This is a genomic window from Corynebacterium sp. ACRPO (assembly GCF_022347205.1).
Lineage (GTDB): Bacteria > Actinomycetota > Actinomycetes > Mycobacteriales > Mycobacteriaceae > Corynebacterium.
Genome location: NZ_JAKRNE010000014.1, coordinates 13,686 through 33,104, shown reverse-complemented (window position 1 = coordinate 33,104; position 19,419 = coordinate 13,686). Strand labels below are relative to the sequence as shown.

General features: G+C 58.3%; 18 protein-coding genes and 1 pseudogene. 9 read left to right on the top strand and 10 right to left on the bottom strand.

Annotation, left to right across the window (positions count from 1 at the left end; all coding sequences use genetic code 11):
- Positions 1-122: 122 nt before the first annotated feature.
- From MHY22_RS09300 to dnaA, 4 genes are all read right to left on the bottom strand, one after another.
- The gene (locus tag MHY22_RS09300; protein ID WP_239279046.1) at positions 123-692 is read right to left on the bottom strand and encodes a DciA family protein; all 570 of its coding nucleotides are present in this window, start codon (positions 690-692) and stop codon (positions 123-125) included.
- Entirely contained in the window at positions 685-1,860 is a 1,176-nt protein-coding gene (gene recF / locus MHY22_RS09295; protein ID WP_239279045.1) for a DNA replication/repair protein RecF, read from the bottom strand. Before recF ends, MHY22_RS09300 begins: the two co-directional genes overlap by 8 nt.
- Positions 1,860-3,041, bottom strand: a complete 1,182-nt coding sequence (dnaN, locus tag MHY22_RS09290) for a DNA polymerase III subunit beta (RefSeq protein ID WP_005325994.1) — start codon at positions 3,039-3,041, stop codon at positions 1,860-1,862. Before dnaN ends, recF begins: the two co-directional genes overlap by 1 nt.
- A 731-nt stretch (positions 3,042-3,772) precedes the next feature.
- Positions 3,773-5,395, bottom strand: coding sequence for a chromosomal replication initiator protein DnaA (gene dnaA / locus MHY22_RS09285; protein ID WP_239279043.1), 1,623 nt, complete (start codon positions 5,393-5,395; stop codon positions 3,773-3,775).
- Positions 5,396-6,065: 670 nt separating this feature from the next.
- On the opposite strand from dnaA, the gene rpmH reads away from it, so the two are divergent.
- The 8 genes from rpmH to MHY22_RS09245 are packed head-to-tail and all read left to right on the top strand — an operon-like array spanning position 6,066 to position 10,951.
- A complete protein-coding gene (rpmH, locus tag MHY22_RS09280) occupies positions 6,066-6,209 on the top strand; it encodes a 50S ribosomal protein L34 (RefSeq protein ID WP_003847033.1) in 144 nt (47 codons plus the stop codon).
- A gap of 3 nt (positions 6,210-6,212) precedes the next feature.
- Positions 6,213-6,575, top strand: a complete 363-nt coding sequence (gene rnpA / locus MHY22_RS09275) for a ribonuclease P protein component (RefSeq protein WP_239279042.1) — start codon at positions 6,213-6,215, stop codon at positions 6,573-6,575.
- A gap of 47 nt (positions 6,576-6,622) precedes the next feature.
- Positions 6,623-6,838, top strand: a complete 216-nt coding sequence (gene yidD, locus MHY22_RS09270; protein ID WP_005326014.1) for a membrane protein insertion efficiency factor YidD — start codon at positions 6,623-6,625, stop codon at positions 6,836-6,838.
- 13 nt (positions 6,839-6,851) lie between these two features.
- Complete coding sequence (gene yidC, locus MHY22_RS09265; protein WP_239279041.1) at positions 6,852-7,829, top strand: membrane protein insertase YidC; 978 nt, start codon at positions 6,852-6,854, stop codon at positions 7,827-7,829.
- A 29-nt stretch (positions 7,830-7,858) separates the two neighbouring features.
- Positions 7,859-8,458 (top strand): 16S rRNA (guanine(527)-N(7))-methyltransferase RsmG, encoded by a 600-nt coding sequence (rsmG, locus tag MHY22_RS09260; protein ID WP_040425466.1) that lies wholly within the window; start codon positions 7,859-7,861, stop codon positions 8,456-8,458.
- 10 nt (positions 8,459-8,468) lie between these two features.
- The gene (locus tag MHY22_RS09255) at positions 8,469-9,317 is read left to right on the top strand and encodes a ParA family protein (RefSeq protein ID WP_049359071.1); all 849 of its coding nucleotides are present in this window, start codon (positions 8,469-8,471) and stop codon (positions 9,315-9,317) included.
- Positions 9,318-9,323: 6 nt separating this feature from the next.
- Positions 9,324-10,364, top strand: a complete 1,041-nt coding sequence (locus MHY22_RS09250) for a ParB/RepB/Spo0J family partition protein (protein WP_239279040.1) — start codon at positions 9,324-9,326, stop codon at positions 10,362-10,364.
- An 8-nt stretch (positions 10,365-10,372) separates the two neighbouring features.
- Positions 10,373-10,951 (top strand): hypothetical protein, encoded by a 579-nt coding sequence (locus MHY22_RS09245; protein WP_239279039.1) that lies wholly within the window; start codon positions 10,373-10,375, stop codon positions 10,949-10,951.
- A gap of 9 nt (positions 10,952-10,960) precedes the next feature.
- Here MHY22_RS09245 and MHY22_RS09240 read toward each other — a convergent pair whose 3' ends face one another.
- From MHY22_RS09240 to pepN, 5 genes are all read right to left on the bottom strand, one after another.
- On the bottom strand, positions 10,961-12,142 hold the full coding sequence (locus tag MHY22_RS09240; protein WP_239279038.1) for an N-acetylmuramoyl-L-alanine amidase: 1,182 nt from the start codon (positions 12,140-12,142) through the stop codon (positions 10,961-10,963).
- An 87-nt stretch (positions 12,143-12,229) separates the two neighbouring features.
- Entirely contained in the window at positions 12,230-12,553 is a 324-nt protein-coding gene (trxA, locus tag MHY22_RS09235) for a thioredoxin (protein WP_049359078.1), read from the bottom strand.
- Positions 12,554-12,559: 6 nt separating this feature from the next.
- Entirely contained in the window at positions 12,560-13,486 is a 927-nt protein-coding gene (trxB, locus tag MHY22_RS09230; protein ID WP_239279037.1) for a thioredoxin-disulfide reductase, read from the bottom strand.
- An 84-nt stretch (positions 13,487-13,570) separates the two neighbouring features.
- The gene (locus MHY22_RS09225) at positions 13,571-14,119 is read right to left on the bottom strand and encodes an RNA polymerase sigma factor (RefSeq protein ID WP_005326023.1); all 549 of its coding nucleotides are present in this window, start codon (positions 14,117-14,119) and stop codon (positions 13,571-13,573) included.
- An 82-nt stretch (positions 14,120-14,201) separates the two neighbouring features.
- Entirely contained in the window at positions 14,202-16,727 is a 2,526-nt protein-coding gene (gene pepN, locus MHY22_RS09220; RefSeq protein ID WP_239279036.1) for an aminopeptidase N, read from the bottom strand.
- 170 nt (positions 16,728-16,897) lie between these two features.
- Here pepN and MHY22_RS09215 point away from each other — a divergent pair.
- Positions 16,898-18,118 (top strand): annotated as a pseudogene (locus MHY22_RS09215) (IS3 family transposase).
- Positions 18,119-19,097: 979 nt separating this feature from the next.
- Here the strand turns inward: MHY22_RS09215 and MHY22_RS11660 are convergent.
- A complete protein-coding gene (locus tag MHY22_RS11660) occupies positions 19,098-19,376 on the bottom strand; it encodes a pentapeptide repeat-containing protein (RefSeq protein WP_158093103.1) in 279 nt (92 codons plus the stop codon).
- Between the last annotated feature and the right edge of the window lie 43 nt (positions 19,377-19,419).

Genomic DNA, 19,419 nt, shown 5'->3' with positions numbered 1-19,419 from the left:
AAGACCTTGACTATTCTACACGGATACCCCCTACTGAAAGACACCCCACACCCGTGAGAGATAGGAATCTGGCGCGCTCTGAGGTTATTTACATTGTGCAGGTCTGAGTAAACCTCAGCCTATTAGCCGTAGGTATCTTGTGATCCTTGCGGTTTGACCCACTGCCGCCCCTCATAATTACGCCTTTGCTTCGGACCGTGAATCCGCAGTTCCACAATGACATCGGGGCCTAGGCGATCAGAAATTTTCCGCAGGATTTGCCGTTGCAGGTAGCGCAGCTCCGTTGCCCACGTGGAGTTATCGCAGGATACGTAGACAATCTTGTCCTTAATCCGCTGCGGCTGCGTATGCGCGGCAATGCGCTCGCCCACCAGATGCTCCCAATTGCCCATCACCCAACCATTGGCCAGGTCATGCTCCCACCCACGGTTGACCACCTCGCGGTTAATTTGGGATCCCAGGCTCGGCACGGCCAGGGTGCGCCGCCTTTTCCTGCCATCCGGGCCAGTGGGTATGCCCCGTTGATAGCCCATATACCCCTTCTTTTGCGCTTTCTCCAGCGAAGGCACCGGCATCTTCGGCACCGGACGGGTCAGCTTCGGCGGGTTTTTGGAGGTGGACCGAACCAGCTTGAAGTACTGGGTGACGGGATCGATGCGCTGCTTGCCGACGCCCCCTTGATCCTCACTCATTCCCTTCACCTTCCTCGGCGCTGAGCTTGGAGATGCGACCGGTCTCGGTATCTTCTACGCTCACGCGGTAGCGCACGATGGGTTCCAAATTTCCGGGCAAATCCTCGTCCACGGCCGCGGTGATGAGCACCTGTTCGGCCTCGGCGGCCAAGTGGACTAGCTGCTTGCGGCGCTTAGCGTCGAGCTCGGCAAAGACATCGTCCAAGATAAGCACCGGATCCGATCCTCCCTCCTGGCGCAGGAGGTTGAATTCCGCCAGGCGCAGCGCGATGGCATAGGACCACGTCTCACCGTGGCTGGCAAAGCCCTTGGCCGGCTGATCGCCCAGGTTGAGCACCAGATCATCGCGGTGAGGGCCCACCAGGGAAATGCCGCGTTCGATCTCGCGCTGCCGGGCGGCGGCCAACTCGGTGAGCAGCACGGCCTCTAGTACCTCGCGATCGGAGGTATCGATCGTGGACTTATACTCCACGTGCGCCGGTCGCGATTCTGGCGCCAGGCCGGAATAGGCGGCGGGGATGTGGTCCAAGAGGGCGTCGACAAGCGCGAGGCGTGCGGCGATCACCTGGGCGCCAAGCCGGGCAAGCTGCGCATCCCAGGTATCCAAGGTGGCCAACGCAGCGGCGCCATCGCTATCGGAATAGCCGCGGCGCAGGCTGGCGGAGGCCGATTTCAGCAGGGCATTGCGTTGCTTGAGCACCTTGTCGTAGTCGGCCTTCACACCCGCTAAGCGCGGAGTCCGCGAGGCAATGATGCTATCGAGGTAGGCGCGGCGCCCAGCCGGCTCCCCGCGCACCAAGGCCAAGTCCTCCGGGGAGAAGAGCACAGTTTTTACCACGCCCAGCAGCTCACGGGGGCTGCGCAGGCGGGTGCGATTAATCTGCGCCTGGTTGGCCGCGTGGGGCTTAATCAGCAAATGGGTAGTAAGCTCGCGGCCTTGGTTCACCGCGGTAATGGATACCCGCGCGCTATCCGCGCCCTGGCGCACCAGTGGTGCATCGTGGGAAACGCGGTGGGAGGAAAGGTGGGCGGTATAGCCAATGGCCTCAACGATATTGGTCTTGCCAAAGCCATTGCGACCGACAAAAAGGGTGATCCCCGGCCCTAGCTGCACATTAAGTTCGGGCCACGAGCGAAAATCCCGAACATCGAGATCCCTGACGTACATTAGCCCGGCAGGCGAACCGGCATGAGCAGGTAGGTGAAGTTGGTCTCCGGTGTGGGGAAGTTGCCATCTTCATCGGCCTCAGGCAGCTCTTCCGGTTCTGGGATCATGATGGCTGGGCGCGAAGGCTCGGTAAAGCCGAAGACCACGCGGTCGGTATTGATGACCCCCAAGCCATCCTTGAGGTAGCCCGGATTGAAGGCGATGAGGAATTCATCGCGGCCATGGAATGCACACGGCAGGGTCTCGGTGGCGTTACCGGCATCCGCACCGGCGGAAAGGGTCACCTGGCCATCGGCGAATTCCATCCGAATTTGCGCGTTGCGATCCGTCAGCAAAGACACGCGGCGAATTGCTTCTTGAAGCGGAGCGACCTCAATGGAGGCAATATTGGTGTGGTTCTTCGGCAGCAGCGGCTGCACATTAGGGAAGTCCGCATCCAGCATGCGCGTGGTGGTCTCGCGATTATCCGCGTGCAGGCCAAAGAGGCCATCTGCACCAATATTGTCATCGGTGCCCACAGCGATTTCCACTGGGATATTCAGGTGCGGATCCAAGGAACGACCGGTTTCCTGCAGGGTCTTCGCCGGCACCAAGAGTTTCGCTTCTACATCCGGCGACTTCGGTTCCCATTCCAAGGTGCGCATGGCCAGGCGGAAGCGGTCCGTTGCCGTCATCTCAATGTCCTTGCCACGGATATCCATGTGCACACCGGTGAGCATGGGCAGGGTGTCATCCTTGCCGGCCGCGGCGGCGACCTGGTGGATGGCCTCGACGAATAGCTGCGGCTGGATGGTGCCGGTAACCTCCGGCAGGACCGGAAGCTGCGGGTAATCATCCAGGGGGATCAGTGGCAGCTCAAAGCGGGAAGAACCACAAGTAACCAGTGCCTTGGAATCTACCTGGGAGATCTCCACTTCCTTGTTCGGTAGGGAAGCGACGATGTCAGATAGGAGCTTGCCGGCTACCGCGATCTGTCCGGGTTCATCCACCATGCCGGCGATGCGAACGCGGGTGGACACCTCGTAATCGAAGCCAGTGAACTCAAGACCATTGTCATCCGCGGTGATCAGCATCGCGCGGAGCACAGGCTGGGTGACCTTAGACGGCAGGCTACGAGCAACCCACGCTACGGCGTTGGCAAGGTCATCTTTGGCCACGCGAAATGACACGGCTTCATCCATGGTGCGAATTGCTCCTCTGGGGCAAGTAGGAAATTTGTTACTTACAAAAGACTGGCTTCCAACTTACCGCATCGGGCGCGGTGCGCCACAACGTGTAATTCCATCTTTGCCTGCCCGATGCGAGCCTGGCCGAAAGCAGGCCGGGCCGAATTCCACACACCCTCTTTCTTCTATACAGATCAGAGAAATAATTTAGTAGTAGTAATAAGCGCTGTGGGATCTGTGGGTAACTAGGTAAACGACAAGTTCAGGACACAGATCCGGGGTGTGCCAATTCTTGTGATCTTGCTGTGATCAATCGGGGCGAATTGTGGACAACTAGTGGGATCGCCGTTTTATCCACAGGTTTTGTCATTTGATCACCGATCTACACACAGCGCTGATCACAGGGCGGTTCTCCCAGCGTAGGGCCTGTGGAATTTAAAACTGTGAGTAAGATCTACGAATTACAAAGATGAAATTACACAAGTGTGAATAACGCTGTGGATAACTCTTTTCCCAGCTAATCCACTACTTTCAGCGGACCTTCCGGGCCCTCTGTGGAATTACAAGTGTGTGTGGGCGGCAGGCGGACGGTTTTGTTCCAGGTTTCGGTGACTCGGCTAAGGATCTCGGATCTTGTAGTTTCGTTCCACCTTCACGTAGAGCGAGCAGAATCCGCGAAGTGCCAGAGGAAAAACAAAAGCGCCCTCCTTTATATAAGGAAGGCGCTGCGGCAGTGGTAGAGAGATCTAGGCGCGACCGCGGTTCTTGATGCGCTGGGTAAGCGCCTGGATCTCGTCGTAGGTATTGCGCTTTTCAGTCATCTCTTTGCGGATCTTGCGATCCGCGTAAATGACGGTGGTGTGGTCCTTGCCGCCGAACTGTTCACCGATCTTGGGAAGGGATAGTTCGGTAAGTTCGCGGCACAGATACATAGCCAACTGGCGTGCATGCGCCACCGCACGCTTTTTGCCAGCGCCGCGCAGAGTTTCTACATCAATATCGAAGAATTCTGCCGTGACCTCCATGATCGAGGTAGCGGTGATTTGCCTATCGGCGGAATCTGGGGCCAAATCGCGCAGCGCGATTTCTGCCATCTCCACGTTGATTGGCTCATTCACCAAGGAGGAATAGGCCGAAACGCGAATCAGTGCGCCCTCGAGCTCACGAATAGATGACTCAAAACGAGAGGCAATGAGCTCAAGCACGGAGCGATCCACTTCGGTGCCGTCATTGGCCGCCTTCTTCATCAAAATCGCGATACGCGTTTCTAGATCTGGCGGCTGAATATCGGTGATAAGACCGCCTTCAAAGCGGGTGCGGAGGCGATCTTCCAGCGTGGTTAGTTGCTTCGGTGGGCGGTCCGAGGACAAAATGATCTGCTTATTGGCTTGGTGCAGCGCATTGAAAGTATGGAAGAACTCTTCCTGGGTGGATTCTTTGCCTTCCAAGAACTGGATGTCATCGACCATCAAAATGTCGAGATTGCGGTAGCGCCGCTTGAATGATTCCTGACGGTCATCGCGCAGGGAATTAATATAGTCATTCGTGAATTCTTCCGAAGACACATACTTCACGCGCAGACCCGGATGTAGTACCTGGGCGTAATTGCCGGCGGCATGCAAAAGGTGCGTTTTACCCAGACCAGAGCCACCCCAGATAAATAGTGGGTTGTATGCACGGGCGGGATTCTCGGCCACAGCCACGGCGGCACCATTGGCAAAACGATTCGAAGAACCGATCACGAAGCTATCGAAGGTGTGCTTTGGATTGAGGGAAGTTTCACGGTTGGGATCGTGCGCCGGGGCCTCGCGCGGGATGCGGGCAGAATTGGTGGCAGCACCGGAGAAATTTCCCGCGGATTCTGCCTGCTGTTGGTTATAGTGCTGGGCCAGCTCATCTAGGCTTGCAGGGGCGTGACTCGACTGCCAATTGTTCTGGGAAGGGGCCTGCTGTGCAGCGGCATCCGTTTGCTGCGGGCGCGGAATGTAGTTCTGGGTAGATTCCGTGTTCTGCGGCGGTTGCTGTTGTTGAGGGGGTGCTGGCTGTGGTGCAGGGTCCGCGGCCGGCGGCTGTGGCTCTTGCGGGGTGGCAAGGGTAACCGCAAAGGAACACGGCCGGCCTAGATGGCGGGTTAATGCCTTGGCAATGTGCTCGCCCAACTCATTTTCGACCACATTTTTGGCATCCAGGTTCTCAGCGGCAACGAGGGTGTAGCCCTCAACCATCATGATGGGGCGAACCAGTTGGAGGTAAAGGCGCTGTGAGTGCGAAAAACTAGGGACCTCGGAATTGGGTTGCTCGGATTGTGCGAGCAGGTCATCAACGACCGCGCGCCAAACGGCATGCAGGTTCGCTTGTGGGTCAGTCACAACAGGCTACCTTTGTGGAATTTAGTCGGGGACGGGTGGACATTGAATAACAATTTTCACTGTGGATTCCACCGTGGTTTTCACATCGGTTTTTATCGAGTCACCTCGATCTCCACAGAGTTATCCACAGGTGTGGATGAAATAGTTATTCACAGCTTAGTTCATGACTGTGGATAACTCTTCATTGGCCAGTTTATGGCCGTACGCTGCGGAAACTGCAAAAGTCTCAAGCGTTGATTTAGAGTTATCCACATGACCGGTTGGGCTGTGGAATTTGATTCTTCTGTTCTACCGCCGAAACGGCGGGTGTGTCTAGCGAGAAAAATTCACCACCCGGGTGTGGGTTGGGGTGGGTCTTACTGCGTGATGGATTAGGTGCAGTAAGAGCGCAGAATCTGGCCCTCTAGCTGCAGGAAAAAACATTTATGTAATTTCGGGTGTACCCGGGTGTCGATTTGTTCCCAGCGACAGAAATCACGTAATCTGGCATGGTCTATTGCAACAAAGAGTTGCGCGTGAAAGTGACAGCGTCACCTCGCACCGGCTGGGCCCGTCGGCTAGCCGTGCACCGGAGAGACTGTGATGCGTCAGGTTCATGGAATCTATTCATCAGTGGGCGTGCCGCTGCACTGCGGTGGTGTGCCTACGCACAACTTCAAGGAGAATTAACGTGGCAAAGGGTAAGCGCACGTTCCAGCCGAACAACCGTCGTCGTGCTCGTAAGCACGGCTTCCGCACCCGCATGAGCACCCGTGCAGGTCGCGCCATTGTTGCAGCTCGTCGCAAGAAGGGCCGCGCAAAGCTGACTGCATAAGTTATGCTTCCAGCCCAGCACAAGCTCACGTCGCCGACGCAATTTCGGCGCACGATGAAGGGCAGTCGCCGGGCGGGCACTCGTACGGTCGTCGTGCATGCGCGCGACAACGCAGGTACGGACAAGGCAGCCGATATCGTCGCCACCGGGCCGCGATTTGGGCTGATTGTTTCTAAAGCCGTCGGGAATGCAGTGGTTCGCCACCGCACCTCCCGGCGGCTTCGCCATGTGTGTATGACATTCATTCCCAAGCTGCCCGCCAGCGTGGACGTTGTTATCCGTGCCTTGCCCGCCAGCGCCACTGTTAGCAGTGAGCAATTAGAAAAAGATCTTGCCAAAGCACTGCGCAAGCAATGGGATATCTAAATTCCCGCGGGGAGGAAATTCCCCCAGCCAGAGGATTGGCCAAACCAATGGTCAAAGTGGTTCGTTTCTACCAAAAACATGTCTCTGGCCTTAAGATGGTATCGACCTGTCGGTTCGAGCCGACATGCAGTGCTTACGCCCTAGAGGCGCTTTCTCAACACGGCGCAATCAAGGGTACGGCGATGGCAATAGCCAGGGTCTGCAAATGCGGCCCCTGGCATCCGGGCGGATTCGATCCGGTCCCGGGTACCAACAACAATTGAGGATTAAACACTCGTGCTTAATATCATTTACTGGCCAATTTCGGCCGTTTTGTGGTTCTGGCACTGGCTGCTGTCCCTCGTAATGGACCCTACCTGGGGCATTACCTGGATTCTGGCCATTGTGCTGCTGACCTGGACGCTAAAGGCACTAATGGTCAAGCCGACCATCAGCCAGATTCGTTCCTCGCGCAAGATGCAGGAAATCCAGCCTAAGGTGCAGGAAATCCGCGCGAAGTACGGCAATGACCAAACCAAGGCCGCGCAGGAAATGCAGAAGGTCTACAAGGAGTCCGGCGTTCGCCCGATGGCCGGCTGCCTGCCGGTCTTCGTGCAGATTCCAATGTTCGTTGGTTTGTTCCACGTGCTGCGCTCCTTCGACCGCACCGTTGCGGTAGCCGGTGGCATTGGACATCCCAGTGGTGACCCTATGTCCGTTGAGGATAACGCCAACACCGCGAACTACATCTTTAAGCCGGACCTGGTCCAGCAGTTCTTGGATGCCAAGATCTTTGATGTTCCGCTGGTGACCAACCTGCGCTTGAACTCGCCGATTGTGGAGGGCGTAACCACTACCCAGGCAGCCGTCATCATCGTTCCGATGATCGCCGTCATTGCGGTTATGACGCACTTCAACGCCCGCATGAGCCTAAACCGCCAGGAAAAGCGCCGTGCTGCTGGCAAGACCCAAGCGCCGCAGGGGCAAAATGCGGAAATGATGCAGCAGCAAATGGCCATGATGTCCAAGATGATGCTGTGGGTCATGCCGGCCATGCTGGTCTTCTCCGGCTTCATCTGGCCGATTGGCTTGCTGTTCTACATGATGGCCAATACGGTCTGGACCTTCTTCCAAACCCGCATCGTCTATGCCAAGATGGACCGCGAGGAAGAAGAAGAGGAAGCCGCTAAGGTAGAGGCCAAGCGCACTTCCGCGCCTAAGCCGGGTGCCCGCAAGAAGGACAACCGCACCAAGAAACAGCGCAAAAACAAATAAACACGGAGGAGAACCCCATCGTGTCCGAGATGGACCCGTCAGTAGTATTCGGCTCCCGCTTGCCCCTCGCGCAGGCTTACCATGATTCGCTCGCTACAGACGGGTCCACTCGTGGTTTTATAGGCCCCCGCGAGGTGCCACGCCTGTGGGACAGGCACATTATTAACTGCGCCGTCGTCAAGCAGGCAATCCCGGAGGGCGCCACGGTTATCGACGTCGGCTCGGGTGCCGGGCTGCCCGGCATTCCGCTGGCCATCGCGCGCCCGGACCTGCAGATCACCCTGATCGAGCCGCTGCTCAAGCGCTATAACTACCTCAACGAGGTCGTAGAAGAGCTGGGCCTAGACAACGTGACGGTGCTGCGCGGCCGTGCCGAGGAAGGCCCGATTAAAAAGGCCGTGGCGGGAGCAGACGTGGTCACCTCCCGCGCCGTCGCACCGCTGGGCAAGCTGGCGAAATGGTCGCTGCCGCTCGTGCGCAAGGGTGGCGAGATGATCGCGCTGAAGGGTTCTTCGGTACACGAGGAACTGGAACGCGATGCCGCCGACATTAAGAAGGCCGGCGGTGGAAAGGCCGAGGTCAGCACCATCGAGGGAACCACGATCATTCGTGTCCCGCGCGTGAACTAAAGTAGACGGCATGACTAATCCGCGCCTTATCACCATTGCTAACCAGAAAGGCGGCGTAGGCAAAACCACCTCCGCCGCCAACTTGGCCGCAGCGCTAGCCACAGAGGGCAAAAAAGTGCTGGTGATCGATCTTGACCCGCAGGGAAACGCCTCCACGGCCATGGGCGCGGAACATAATTCCGGCACCGATTCCAGCTATGAGGTGCTCCTTGGGGACTGCACCGCCGAGAAGGCCATGCAGGCTTCCTCGCACAACGAGAACCTCTTCTGCATCCCCGCCACCATTGATCTGGCTGGCGCAGAGATTGAAATGGTCTCCTTGGTGCGTCGCGAATTTCGGCTCTATGACGCCCTGCATAATGGCTTCCTTGAAGAGCATGGCTTCGAATATGTCTTCATTGATTGCCCGCCATCGCTGGGTTTGCTCACCATTAACGCGATGACCTGCGCTGAGGAGGTCATCATCCCGATTCAATGCGAGTATTACGCCCTGGAGGGCGTGGGCCAGCTGCTGGGCAATATCTCCATGATTCGCGAGCATCTCAACGAGGATCTGCATATTTCCGCCGTGTTGCTGACCATGTATGACGCCCGCACGCGCTTGGCCGAGGATGTGGCAGATAACGTCCGCGAACAGTTTGGCGCCGTGGTGCTGGCCAATGTTATCCCGCGCTCCGTGCGCGTTTCCGAGGCACCGGGGTACGGTACTACGGTTATTGATTACGCTCCCTCGTCCACCGGTGCCCGCGCCTACCTTGCGGCCGCGCGCGAGCTTGACCGGCGTGGCGATTATCGCCCGCACCCGACCACCGGGGCGATTGGTGTGAGCCCAGAGATTTACGCGGAATTGGAAGGATAGGAACTCATGGCAGAACAGAAGCAAGGTGGCCTTGGCAAGGGCCTAGCCGCACTCATCCCGTCTGGTCCTGATGCTCCTACCCGCAAGCCGCGCTTGGGCGATTCCGCCGCGGATATTATTTTGGGTAATTCCACCCCGCAGCCGGGCCGGAAGGGTGGTGAAGGCAAGCGCGTAAAGGGTGCTCCCACCATTCAGCAGGGTTCTGGCTCTAAGTCCTCCAAGAAGCGCCAGGCCACCCCGGCTGCTATCGGTGCGACCTACCGCGAGATTTCTATTGGGGATATCATCCCTAACCCAAAGCAGCCGCGCACCGTCTTCGACGAGGATGAACTGGGCGAGCTCGTCCACTCGATCCGCGAGTTCGGCCTGTTGCAGCCTGTGGTCGTCCGTCCTTCCGAGGAAGGTGGCTTTGAGCTCATCATGGGTGAGCGGCGCTGGCGCGCTTCCTCCAAGGCGGGCTTGGCCACGATTCCGGCCATCGTGCGCGATACCAAGGATGACAACCTGCTGCGCGATGCCCTTCTGGAGAACATCCACCGCGTACAGCTCAACCCCTTGGAAGAAGCACATGCCTACCAGCAGCTGCTGGAAGAGTTCGGCGTTACCCAGAACGAGCTGGCGGACCGCATTGGCCGTTCGCGCCCACAGGTGACCAATATGCTGCGCCTGCTCAAGCTGCCGGTAGAGGTACAAAAGCGCGTAGCTGCTGGTACCTTATCTGCCGGCCACGCGCGTGCCCTATTGTCCTTGGATGACACCGAGGCCATGGAATACATTGCCAACCGCATCATCGCGGAGGGCCTGTCCGTACGCGCCACCGAGGAGGCAGTCACCCTCTACAAGCGCGATGGTAAGCCGGCCGAATCCAAGAAGAAGCAGCCGGCACCGCAGCCGCAGTACTTTACCGATTCCGCTGAGCGCCTGTCTGATCGCTTCGATACCAAGGTCACCGTGACCATGGGCAAGCGCAAGGGCAAGATGGTCGTGGAGTTTGGTGACCAAGAAGATTTCGAGCGCATCATGACGCTCATTGAGGGCCAGCACTAACTGGGGCGATGATCCTCGAGCCGGTACGCGAGGGCGCGCGCATTCACCGCCAGGCCGCGCGCAGCACCTTTTGTGAGCTGGAGGCCTCCGTGGTCGATCCCGCCTTTGAAAAGGAAGCGTGGCTGGCTACTACCCTGCTCTCCTTTGGTCAGTGCGGCTTTACCGTGGGCGAGGACGCCACGATTCTCTTTTGCTCCCGCGAGGATGCGGCCGGCGCCGCCAAGCTTCCCACCGCCCCCATTTCAGACGATGCGGAGATCATTACCTCGCTCTTCGTCAAAGCACATTTAATGGGGCGTGGCATTGAAGCAGTGCTTGTCGACGCCGCCATTATGCACCTCACCAACCGCGGCAGCGCCGCCGTGGAGGCCTTTGGCTATTACGGCGATCCTGCGGCAGCGGCGGATTTCTTGGGCCACAAACCGGCCTATATTGGGCTGATGTCTTATGACACTTTGCGCTCCGCCGGCTTTGAGGTAGCCGCAGATCACCCAGTACTCCCCCGCTTGCGGCTCGAGCTGCCGCCCGAGCACGATATGCTCAGTGCGGCAGCTGCCGAAGATCTCCTGGCCCGCGCTTTGGCCTAGATTCTAGGCCTAGGACTGTTCGGCCTGGAGCAGCTCGGAGAACTTATAGGCGCCGGTTACGGCGGTGTCCTGCTCCATGAGGTACATGCGCTTTACGGCAATCACAATCGCCTCAGCAATGTCATCGCGGCAGGACGGATTGGTGAGGATCTTTATGTCCTCTGGGTTGGTCAGGTAGCCCAGTACGATCTGGATGACCGGCATCTGGGTCAGGCGCAGCAGGTCCCAAGTGCGGCCGTGGTTGCCGCAGTCCAGCAGCTCGGTGCGCGCGACAATCTCGCGCTGGATGAAACCGGAAAGGGTCTCACCAATGAGCGAGGAATTGCCCAACTCAGAACCAAAGTAGAAGGTGGCAACACCATTGGCCTTCTCATTGGGGTAAGAATCGCAGGCTAGGGAAATGACCATGTCCGCATCGAAGGCGTTAGCCAGCTCGGCGCGGGATTTCACGTCCGCATCGGAGGTCCGAGGACGGGAGATGATGGTCTCCATGCCCGCGGCAATCATGCGTCCCTCGATGCGCTGGGTGAGGTCCCACAGGATTTCCTGCTCGGAAATATCACCGAAGCGACCCTTGACCAGCTGGCCGGCGTCGCCGCCGCTCAAGGCGGGATCGATGACAACGCGCTTGCCCGCCAGCTTTGGGCCGGCGTTGCGGACGCGCTCACGCTCTTGGATATTGTGCGCGGAACCGCCGGTGATGCGGCGGCCGAGCAGTCCAAGGGCGCGGATAGTGGCGGGGCCGCACACACCATCTTCTTGCAGGCCGCAGTTGTGTTGATATTCCTTCAGCGCCGCGTGGGTATTAGTACCGAAGTGGCCGTCTACCCGCTGCTGGTAGAAGCCGAGCTCCTGCAGTTGTTGCTGGAGCTGCGAGATATCGTCACCTACCAGCTCATTCGCAGGCTCGTAGCTAAGGACGCGGCTGCCGAGCGTGTACGAGGCTTGGCGCAGTTCGCGCAGGGTGAGATCGTCGATCTCGCCCGTCGGCACGATACCGCGGGATTGCTGGAAGGCCTTGAGGACCTCAGACAAATTGGCATCAAAGCTCTTGTCGCTCTCGGAGTACTTCTGCTTCTTCCAAGCAGAAAGTTCCCCTTTGAAATCTGACAAGAGGCCGAGACGGGCCAAGGTAGCGCGAGCCTCAGCTACACGCACGCTTGTATCGCCGACTCGAAGAACGCGATTCACGCCTTATACCCCTTTCACAGCCCGCTTTAGTTAGGGCCGCATTCCAGAATTTCTACACGCTTAATCTAATAGGAATTAGATTAACAGTTAAAGCTGCTTTTTCACTTGCGCCACGATGTCATCTTTAGAACGCAGACCTACAAATTCGTCTACCTTCTCGCCGTGGTTGAAAATCAGCACATTTGGGATGGACATGATCTGGAACATGGCGCCTAGGTTGCGCTCTTCATCGACGTTGACCTTGGCGATGGTGACCTGGCCGTCCAGCTCCTCCGCTACCTCTTCCAGGATGGGGGAAAGCTTCTTGCAGGGGCCACACCACTCGGCCCAGAAGTCGACGACGACGGGCTTATCGGACTCGATGACGTCCTTACGGAACGTATCGGTGGTTACTTTCTTGACGTTGCTCATACTGAATTAACGGCTTTCTGCGAGGAAATGTTCCGCATCAATTGCCGCACGGCAACCGGAGCCGGCCGCGGTAATTGCTTGCTGGTAGTGGTCATCCACCAAGTCACCGCAGGCGAAAACGCCTGGCAGGGAGGTCTTGGTGGTGGGTTGTTCAACTACAACATAGCCGTTGTCATTGAGCTTGACCTGATCATTGAGGAAGGAAGAGCGCGGATCATGACCAATTGCTACGAACATGGCAGTGACGTCCAAGGTGGAAGTCTCGCCGTTGGTGACGTCCTTGAGCTTGAGTCCGCCGACCTTGCCATCGGCTTCAATAACTTCTTCGACGACCTTATTGGTCTCCCACTTGATCTTTTCGTTGGCCTGGGCGCGCTCCAGCATGATCTTGGAGGCGCGGAAGTTCTCGGAGCGGTTCACAATGGTGACAGAGTCCGCGAACTTGGTGAGGAAGGTAGCCTCCTCCATGGCAGAGTCGCCGCCGCCGATAACAGCGATATTGTGGTCCTTGAAGAAGAAGCCATCGCACGTAGCGCAGGTAGAAACGCCGCGGCCGGTAAGTTCTTCCTCACCTGGTACGCCGAGGTGGCGCGGGGCGGCACCGGTGGCGAGGATGACGGCGCGGGCCTCAAAGAGCTCGTCACCCACGTGCAGCTTTTTAATATCGTCTTCCAGTTCAACGGAGTCAACGACCTCCATGCGGAGATCCGCACCAAAGCGGATGGCCTGGGCGCGCATTTCTTCCATGAGCTCTGGGCCCATGATGCCCTTTTGGAAGCCGGGGTAGTTTTCTACCTCGGTGGTATTCATAAGCTCGCCGCCGTACTCGAAGCCCTCGAAGACGATCGGGTTGAGCTCGGCGCGTGCCGCGTACAGCGCGGCGGTGTAACCGGCAGGGCCGGAACCTACGATGGCAACATCGTGGACGGTCATTGCTAACTCCCTTAAATCAGAGTGTGGTTTCGCGTAACGCCCTGAGTCTACCCGCCGCGCTGACAAACGTCGGTATTAGCAAACTCACCCCATGGCGGCGCGTAGGACTTCCCTCGCTCGGGCGCGGCGGGATTTGATGGTGCCGGGCTTTACCCCTTGGGCGGTGGCAACTTCGCCGACGCGGAACCCGGCGACGTCGGTAAGCACCAGCGCCTCGCGCTGATCCTCCCGCAGCAGCTGCATGGCTTCTCGTACCACTAGCTGCTCCGCTAGGTTTTCGGAAGGGTTATGCGCGAGCAGCGGGTTGCGATCGTCGTCGAAGTCCTCCGCATCTAAAGAAGCATTTTCCCTGTTAGAGCGGTGGTTGAGGTAGTCATAGCCAGAATTTTTCACCAGCCGGTGCAGCCAGGTCGAAAGCGCGGACTCGCGGCGATAGGAGTGCAGGTTGCAGCTGGCGCGCAGGAAGGCTTCCTGGACCACATCTTGAGCGTCGTGATCGTTTCTGGTGTAGCGCCGCGCCACCGTGGTCAGCCGCGTGCGGTGGCGTTCCACGATGGTGGAAAAGGCCTTATTGTCCCCCTCAATAAATGCATCAACTAGTTCTTCGTCACTGCGGTCATGACTGAGCGTCATATGTAGATTCCCCCCGGATCAACAACTGTTATACACAGTGTGACCCGAGGGGAATTAGGGCGCGAGCGCTAGGCGGTACAGTCTATTGACCAGCCCGCACGCGCAGGGTGCGCCGCAGGTTATCGCGGCATTCCAGCAGTACGCGGCGCAGCGCTCCTGGCAGCTCTCGGTGCAGCAGGCGCGTGGTGGCGGCATCGGCCATCGGCAACTCTGGGTAGAAGCCGCGGATGAGGCGGTTAGCAATCTCAATCGGGTGCGCGGCCCAGATGTCTTCCACGCGGGAGAAGAACTCCTCCGCAAAGGCCTCCTGCAGGCTAGCTGAGCGCGGGGCGTTGAAACCGGCGACCAGTGCGTCGACCTCGGCATTGGAATATGCGCCGGGCGTGAGGGCCTTATCGAACGCGGAGCGCTTGGTCTCCGGCGTGGGGAAGGCGTGGCTGGCACCGAGGAATTCGGTAGCGCCGGTCAGCGTATTATCGCGCTGCTTTTCCTCTTCGAGCTCGGACGCGGTTACGGCGTCGCGGGCAGCGAGGGCGCGCAAGATCGACCAGCGGATTTCGGGGTCCAAGCGAAGGCCGGCAATGTCACCGGAAAGCAGGGCCTTAAGGCGCTCGGTGCCGGATTCCTCCGGCGTTGCGGCGAGGGCGCGGATGGCGGCGCGAGCGAGCACAAGCTGCGCATCCGAGGCTGGTTCGGCCTCATCTAGGTGGCCCCAGATTGCCTCGGCATAGTCGGTGCGGACCTGCTCGCGGTCGGCGTCTGCAACATAATGCGCAATGGCAAAGTTGGCATTGACGCAGGCAGCAGCCAGCAGCGTGGTATTGGTCTCGTAGGCCTCGTGCTTGACGACGACCCCCACATAGTCAATCGCCGACATTTCCCCATCGCGGGTGAGGTTCCACAGGGCGGTCCAGATTACCGCGCGGGTCAGTTCATCCTCGATCTCGGTCAAGCGCTCGCTCGCTGTGTCTAGGGAGGTCTCGTCGAAGCGGATCTTGGCGTAGGTATGGTCGGCGTCGTTAAGCAGCAGCAATGCCGGGGCCGGAAGGCCGGCAGCCTCATCGATGATGGTGCGGGTGGTGTCATCACCGGCCGGGAGATCGATGTCGAACTCGCGGTACTTGTGCAGGGACGCATCAAAAAGCGAAGCGGTCAGGCGGTGCGGTCGGGTGACGTCCTCGGCTTCTGCGAGGATGGCCAGCTCCGCAATCTTCTCGCCTTCGGTGTGCAACTCCGGGGTGAGGGTATCCGGGCCCCAGGTGCGCAACCAGGCTTGGGACCAGGCATCAAGATCGCGGTCCGTGTGCTTCTTGAGCGCCTGCAGGAGGTCATCAAAGGTGGCGGCGGCAAAGGCGTGTTCCTGGAAGTAGTCGCGCGCACCGGCGTAGAAATTATCGCGACCGACGTAGTGCACCAGCTGTTTGAGTACCGCCGCGCCCTTGGCATAGGTGATGCCGTCGAAATTTTGGCGCGCGGCATCCACGTCCGGGATCTCCGCCTTGATGGGGTGCGTGGTGGGCAGCTGATCCTGCAGGTAGGCCCAATTTTTACGGGCGCCGGCAAAGTTTGCCCAGGCCTCGGTGTAGTCGGTGCCGTGGACGGAAGAATCCGCGCCCATAAATTCCGCGAAGGACTCCTTGAGCCACAGGTCATCCCACCACTGCGGAGTGACCAGATCACCGAACCACATATGAGACATCTCGTGCAGGATGGTATTTGCACGGCCGGCATGCTGCGCGCGGGTAGCGCGGGAGCGGAAAATGTAGTTCTCCGTAAACGTCACCAGGCCGGGGTTTTCCATGGCACCCAGGTTGTATTCGGGTACAAAGATGGAATCGTACTTGCCCCACGGATAGGGATAGCCAAAGTTCTGGTGGAAAAAGTCCATGCCTTGGGCGGTAAGTTCTAGGATTTCCTCGTCCAGGTGCTCAAACATGGACGCACGCGCAAAGGCGCGCAGCTGTGCCGAGTGGCTGCCATCCGGGGCGGTCCAGGTGCGCTCTTGGTACTGGTAGGGGCCGGCGGCGAAAGAAGTCAGGTACGTCGACAGCGGCGGGGTCGGCGCAAAAGTAACGGTGGCTAGCTCCCCCTCCTCGCTGCGTTCGACTTCCGGTTGGTTGGAAAGGATCTGCCACTGCTTCGGTGCGGTCATGCGCACGTGGAAGACGGCCTTGAGATCCGGCTGCTCCAGGCAGGGGAAGATGCGGCGGGCGTCGGAAGGCTCGAGGTGTGAATACAGGTAGGTCGCGTCATCGGCCTGATCGTGCATCCGATGCAGACCCTGGCCGGTGCGCGAATAGCGCGAGTGGCCGGTGACTTCGATGGCGAGCTCCTCGCCTACCGGCAGGCCGTGCAGCCGGATGATGCTGCCATCAAAGTCCACCTCCTGCGGGGTGCCATTGACCTTGACCTCCGCGACGGATTCGCCCAGGTAATCCAGAAAAAGCTCGGATTCGCTGCTGCTGAGTTCGAGGCGGGTAGTCACGCGGTAGGTGGGGCTATCGAGTACCTCCGAAAGATCGAGGTGGAGGTGATAGGCGCGCAGGTCCACCGCCGCCGCGCGTTCTTGGAGCAACTCGTGCTGCGTCTTATTTTGTGGTGCGGTCATGTCTACGAACTATAGTTACCGCCGTCACGTAGGGTGCGGGGTTGGGGTCCTAAGCTCCGCTGCCCTTTAGAGGCAAACTACCCAGCGGGTATTGGGACCTCGCTGTGGACCAGTTGGATTTGAAGCGTCCTGGGGTTAGTTCCTACCTCTGCTAAGGAAGGATTGGCACTATGCCCAGAAAGTATTCCGCCGAATTCAAGGAGAAGGCGATCCATCAAGTCCTAGAGATGGTCCGTCGGAGTCCTGCTCACGGCAACGCGCGTACGAGGAAGTCGGAGAGCTCCTTGGCGTGTCCCACCACACGTTACGCGCCTGGTACCGTGACAGCGTCGCCCATGAGCAGACGGCACCAACAGGTAGCGAAACCATGGAAGAAGAGCTCAAACGGCTACGCCGGGAAAACCGCGAGCTGAAACGAGCCAACGGAATCCTCAAGACTGCCTCGGCTTTTTCGCGGCGGAACTCGACCGACCCACGACCAGATGATCTCCTACATCGACGAGTACAAGGAACAATTTGGGGTCGAGGCCATCTGCCGTGTTCTGAAACAAGCAGACCGTGGATTCATCACCTCCCGCGGCTACCGTAAAGCCACCACCCGCGCCCCGAGTGCGAGGGCCTTAAGCGATAGACTGCTTATCCCAGAGATTCAGCGCGTCCATGCGGAAAACTTCTCGGTCTACGGCATCCGCAAGATGTGGCACGCCATGAACCGTGAGGGCTTTCATATCGGCCGCGACAAGACCGCACGTCTGATGAAACTTGCAGGTGTGTCTGGTCGACGACGTGGACGCACCCCGGTGACCACGATCAGCCCTAAGGTGCCGGATCATCGTCCGGATCTTGTGCAGCGAAACTTCCGGGCCACAGCACCTGGGCGACTTTGGGTCGCCGACATTACCTATGTTCGCACCCTGTCAGGATTCGCCTACACCGCGTTTGTCATTGACGTCTACAGCCGCAAAATAGTCGGTGTTGCCACCCGATTTACGATGCGCACTGATGCGCTGCCGATGGAGGCACTGGAACATGCGTTAACGACTGCAGGGCGAATCCACGGCGACCAGCTGATACACCACAGTGACCGGGGAAGTCAGTACGTGTCACTGAAATACTCCACCGCACTGGCCGAAGCCGAGATCCGGCCGAGTGTCGGCACAGTCGGAGATTCCTATGACAACGCGCTGGCCGAGACAGTTAACGGTCTCTACAAGGCTGAACTTATCCATCCTCAAGGCCCGTGGACATCAGTAGGAGAAGTCGAGCTAGCCACCCTGCGGTGGGTGCACTGGTGGAACACCAAACGTCTTCACGAGGCGTTGGACTACGCCACCCCACAAGAAGTAGAAACCGAGTACTATCTCACCGAGCCCATCAACACAGGGCCGTAAAAGAAGCGGAACCAAACCCAGGACGTTTCAATGTTTTCCGCCCAGCTATCTGAACGAATGGGCAGGTAGATCCATTAATTAGCACACATATGCTTTAGCATATGGCGGAACATACGCTATAACATATGTTCTGCCATAAGGTGGGCCTCGCGGGCGTACAGAGGTGGGGCGAACGACTACGCAGATTTCTACCCGCAGTAGAGAAAAGGTAGCTACGGCCTCGGTGTGGGAGTATTGCGAAACCTTCGCGCGCGCATTAGCCTAAAAGTGACAGCACAGTTCATCCCTGAATTGCGGCTGCACAATAAAAAGGGCCCCAACGAGCGGCCACTCGTTGAGACCCTCGGGCCTAAAGACCCACGTGAAGCGTCACTGCAATGAGCTTCACTGTTACGGTCGCAAGTGTTATCACCTTGATTGCCACATCGAGCCGGCTAAGCTTCGTGGCGTCAAGGTCTTTTCTTTTGCGACCGGGTGTATCCAATGAGTGCTTACCCATTGTCTACCTCCCTTTTACGTCGTAGGGTTGTCCGCTCGCCTGAAAAACGGCGCGCGAGACAGCCCACGTCACGCGCGGGCCTTACCGCGCACCGACGAGGAAGTCACGCCCACACCCCACCACAAGTAGCGGGGTGTGATTGTGAACCAGCACTAACGCTAGCAGCCACCCCTGACGAGACCTAGAAGCATGATTCCACCTCCGCCTTTATAAAGTTATGCACGAGGGAAAACATGCACAGAGACACTCGTAGCCGCCCTCAAGTCTGCTGATTTCCTCGCCTACGGGTTGAGAATAAGCATACGAACCCGCAGGTAGGACTACATATGGGTGGACATATGCTAAAGCGTATGCCGTGCCATGTGCCTAAACATACGGCATGTACTGTGGGGCGTATATTCACCCGCCCCATCGCGGTAGCTATGCGTTTTTCAACGCCCGATACACCGTAGGGCTTGAACGGAATTCATGTAGGCGCAATCAGGGGCTATAAAGTATCGCATTACTTGCATCCAAACCTGTACATTCAGAGAATTGCCTTGGACTGGCGGTAACAGGTACCAGATATGCGTTCGTAAAATTCGCGCGCGTTAATGTCGCTCCACGAAGGTCTGACTCGCTAAGAATTGCGTTCGTAAAATCTGCGTCGGTGAAATCTGCCGATTTCAAGTTAGCCCATGCCACCATGGAGCCGCGAAACGAGCATCCTTTGCATATGCTTCCTTCGAGATTGATATCCGTCAGGTCATAGTTGGACATATCTTTCCCGGAAATGTCTTTCCCAGCGAGCTCCGTGGCCCAC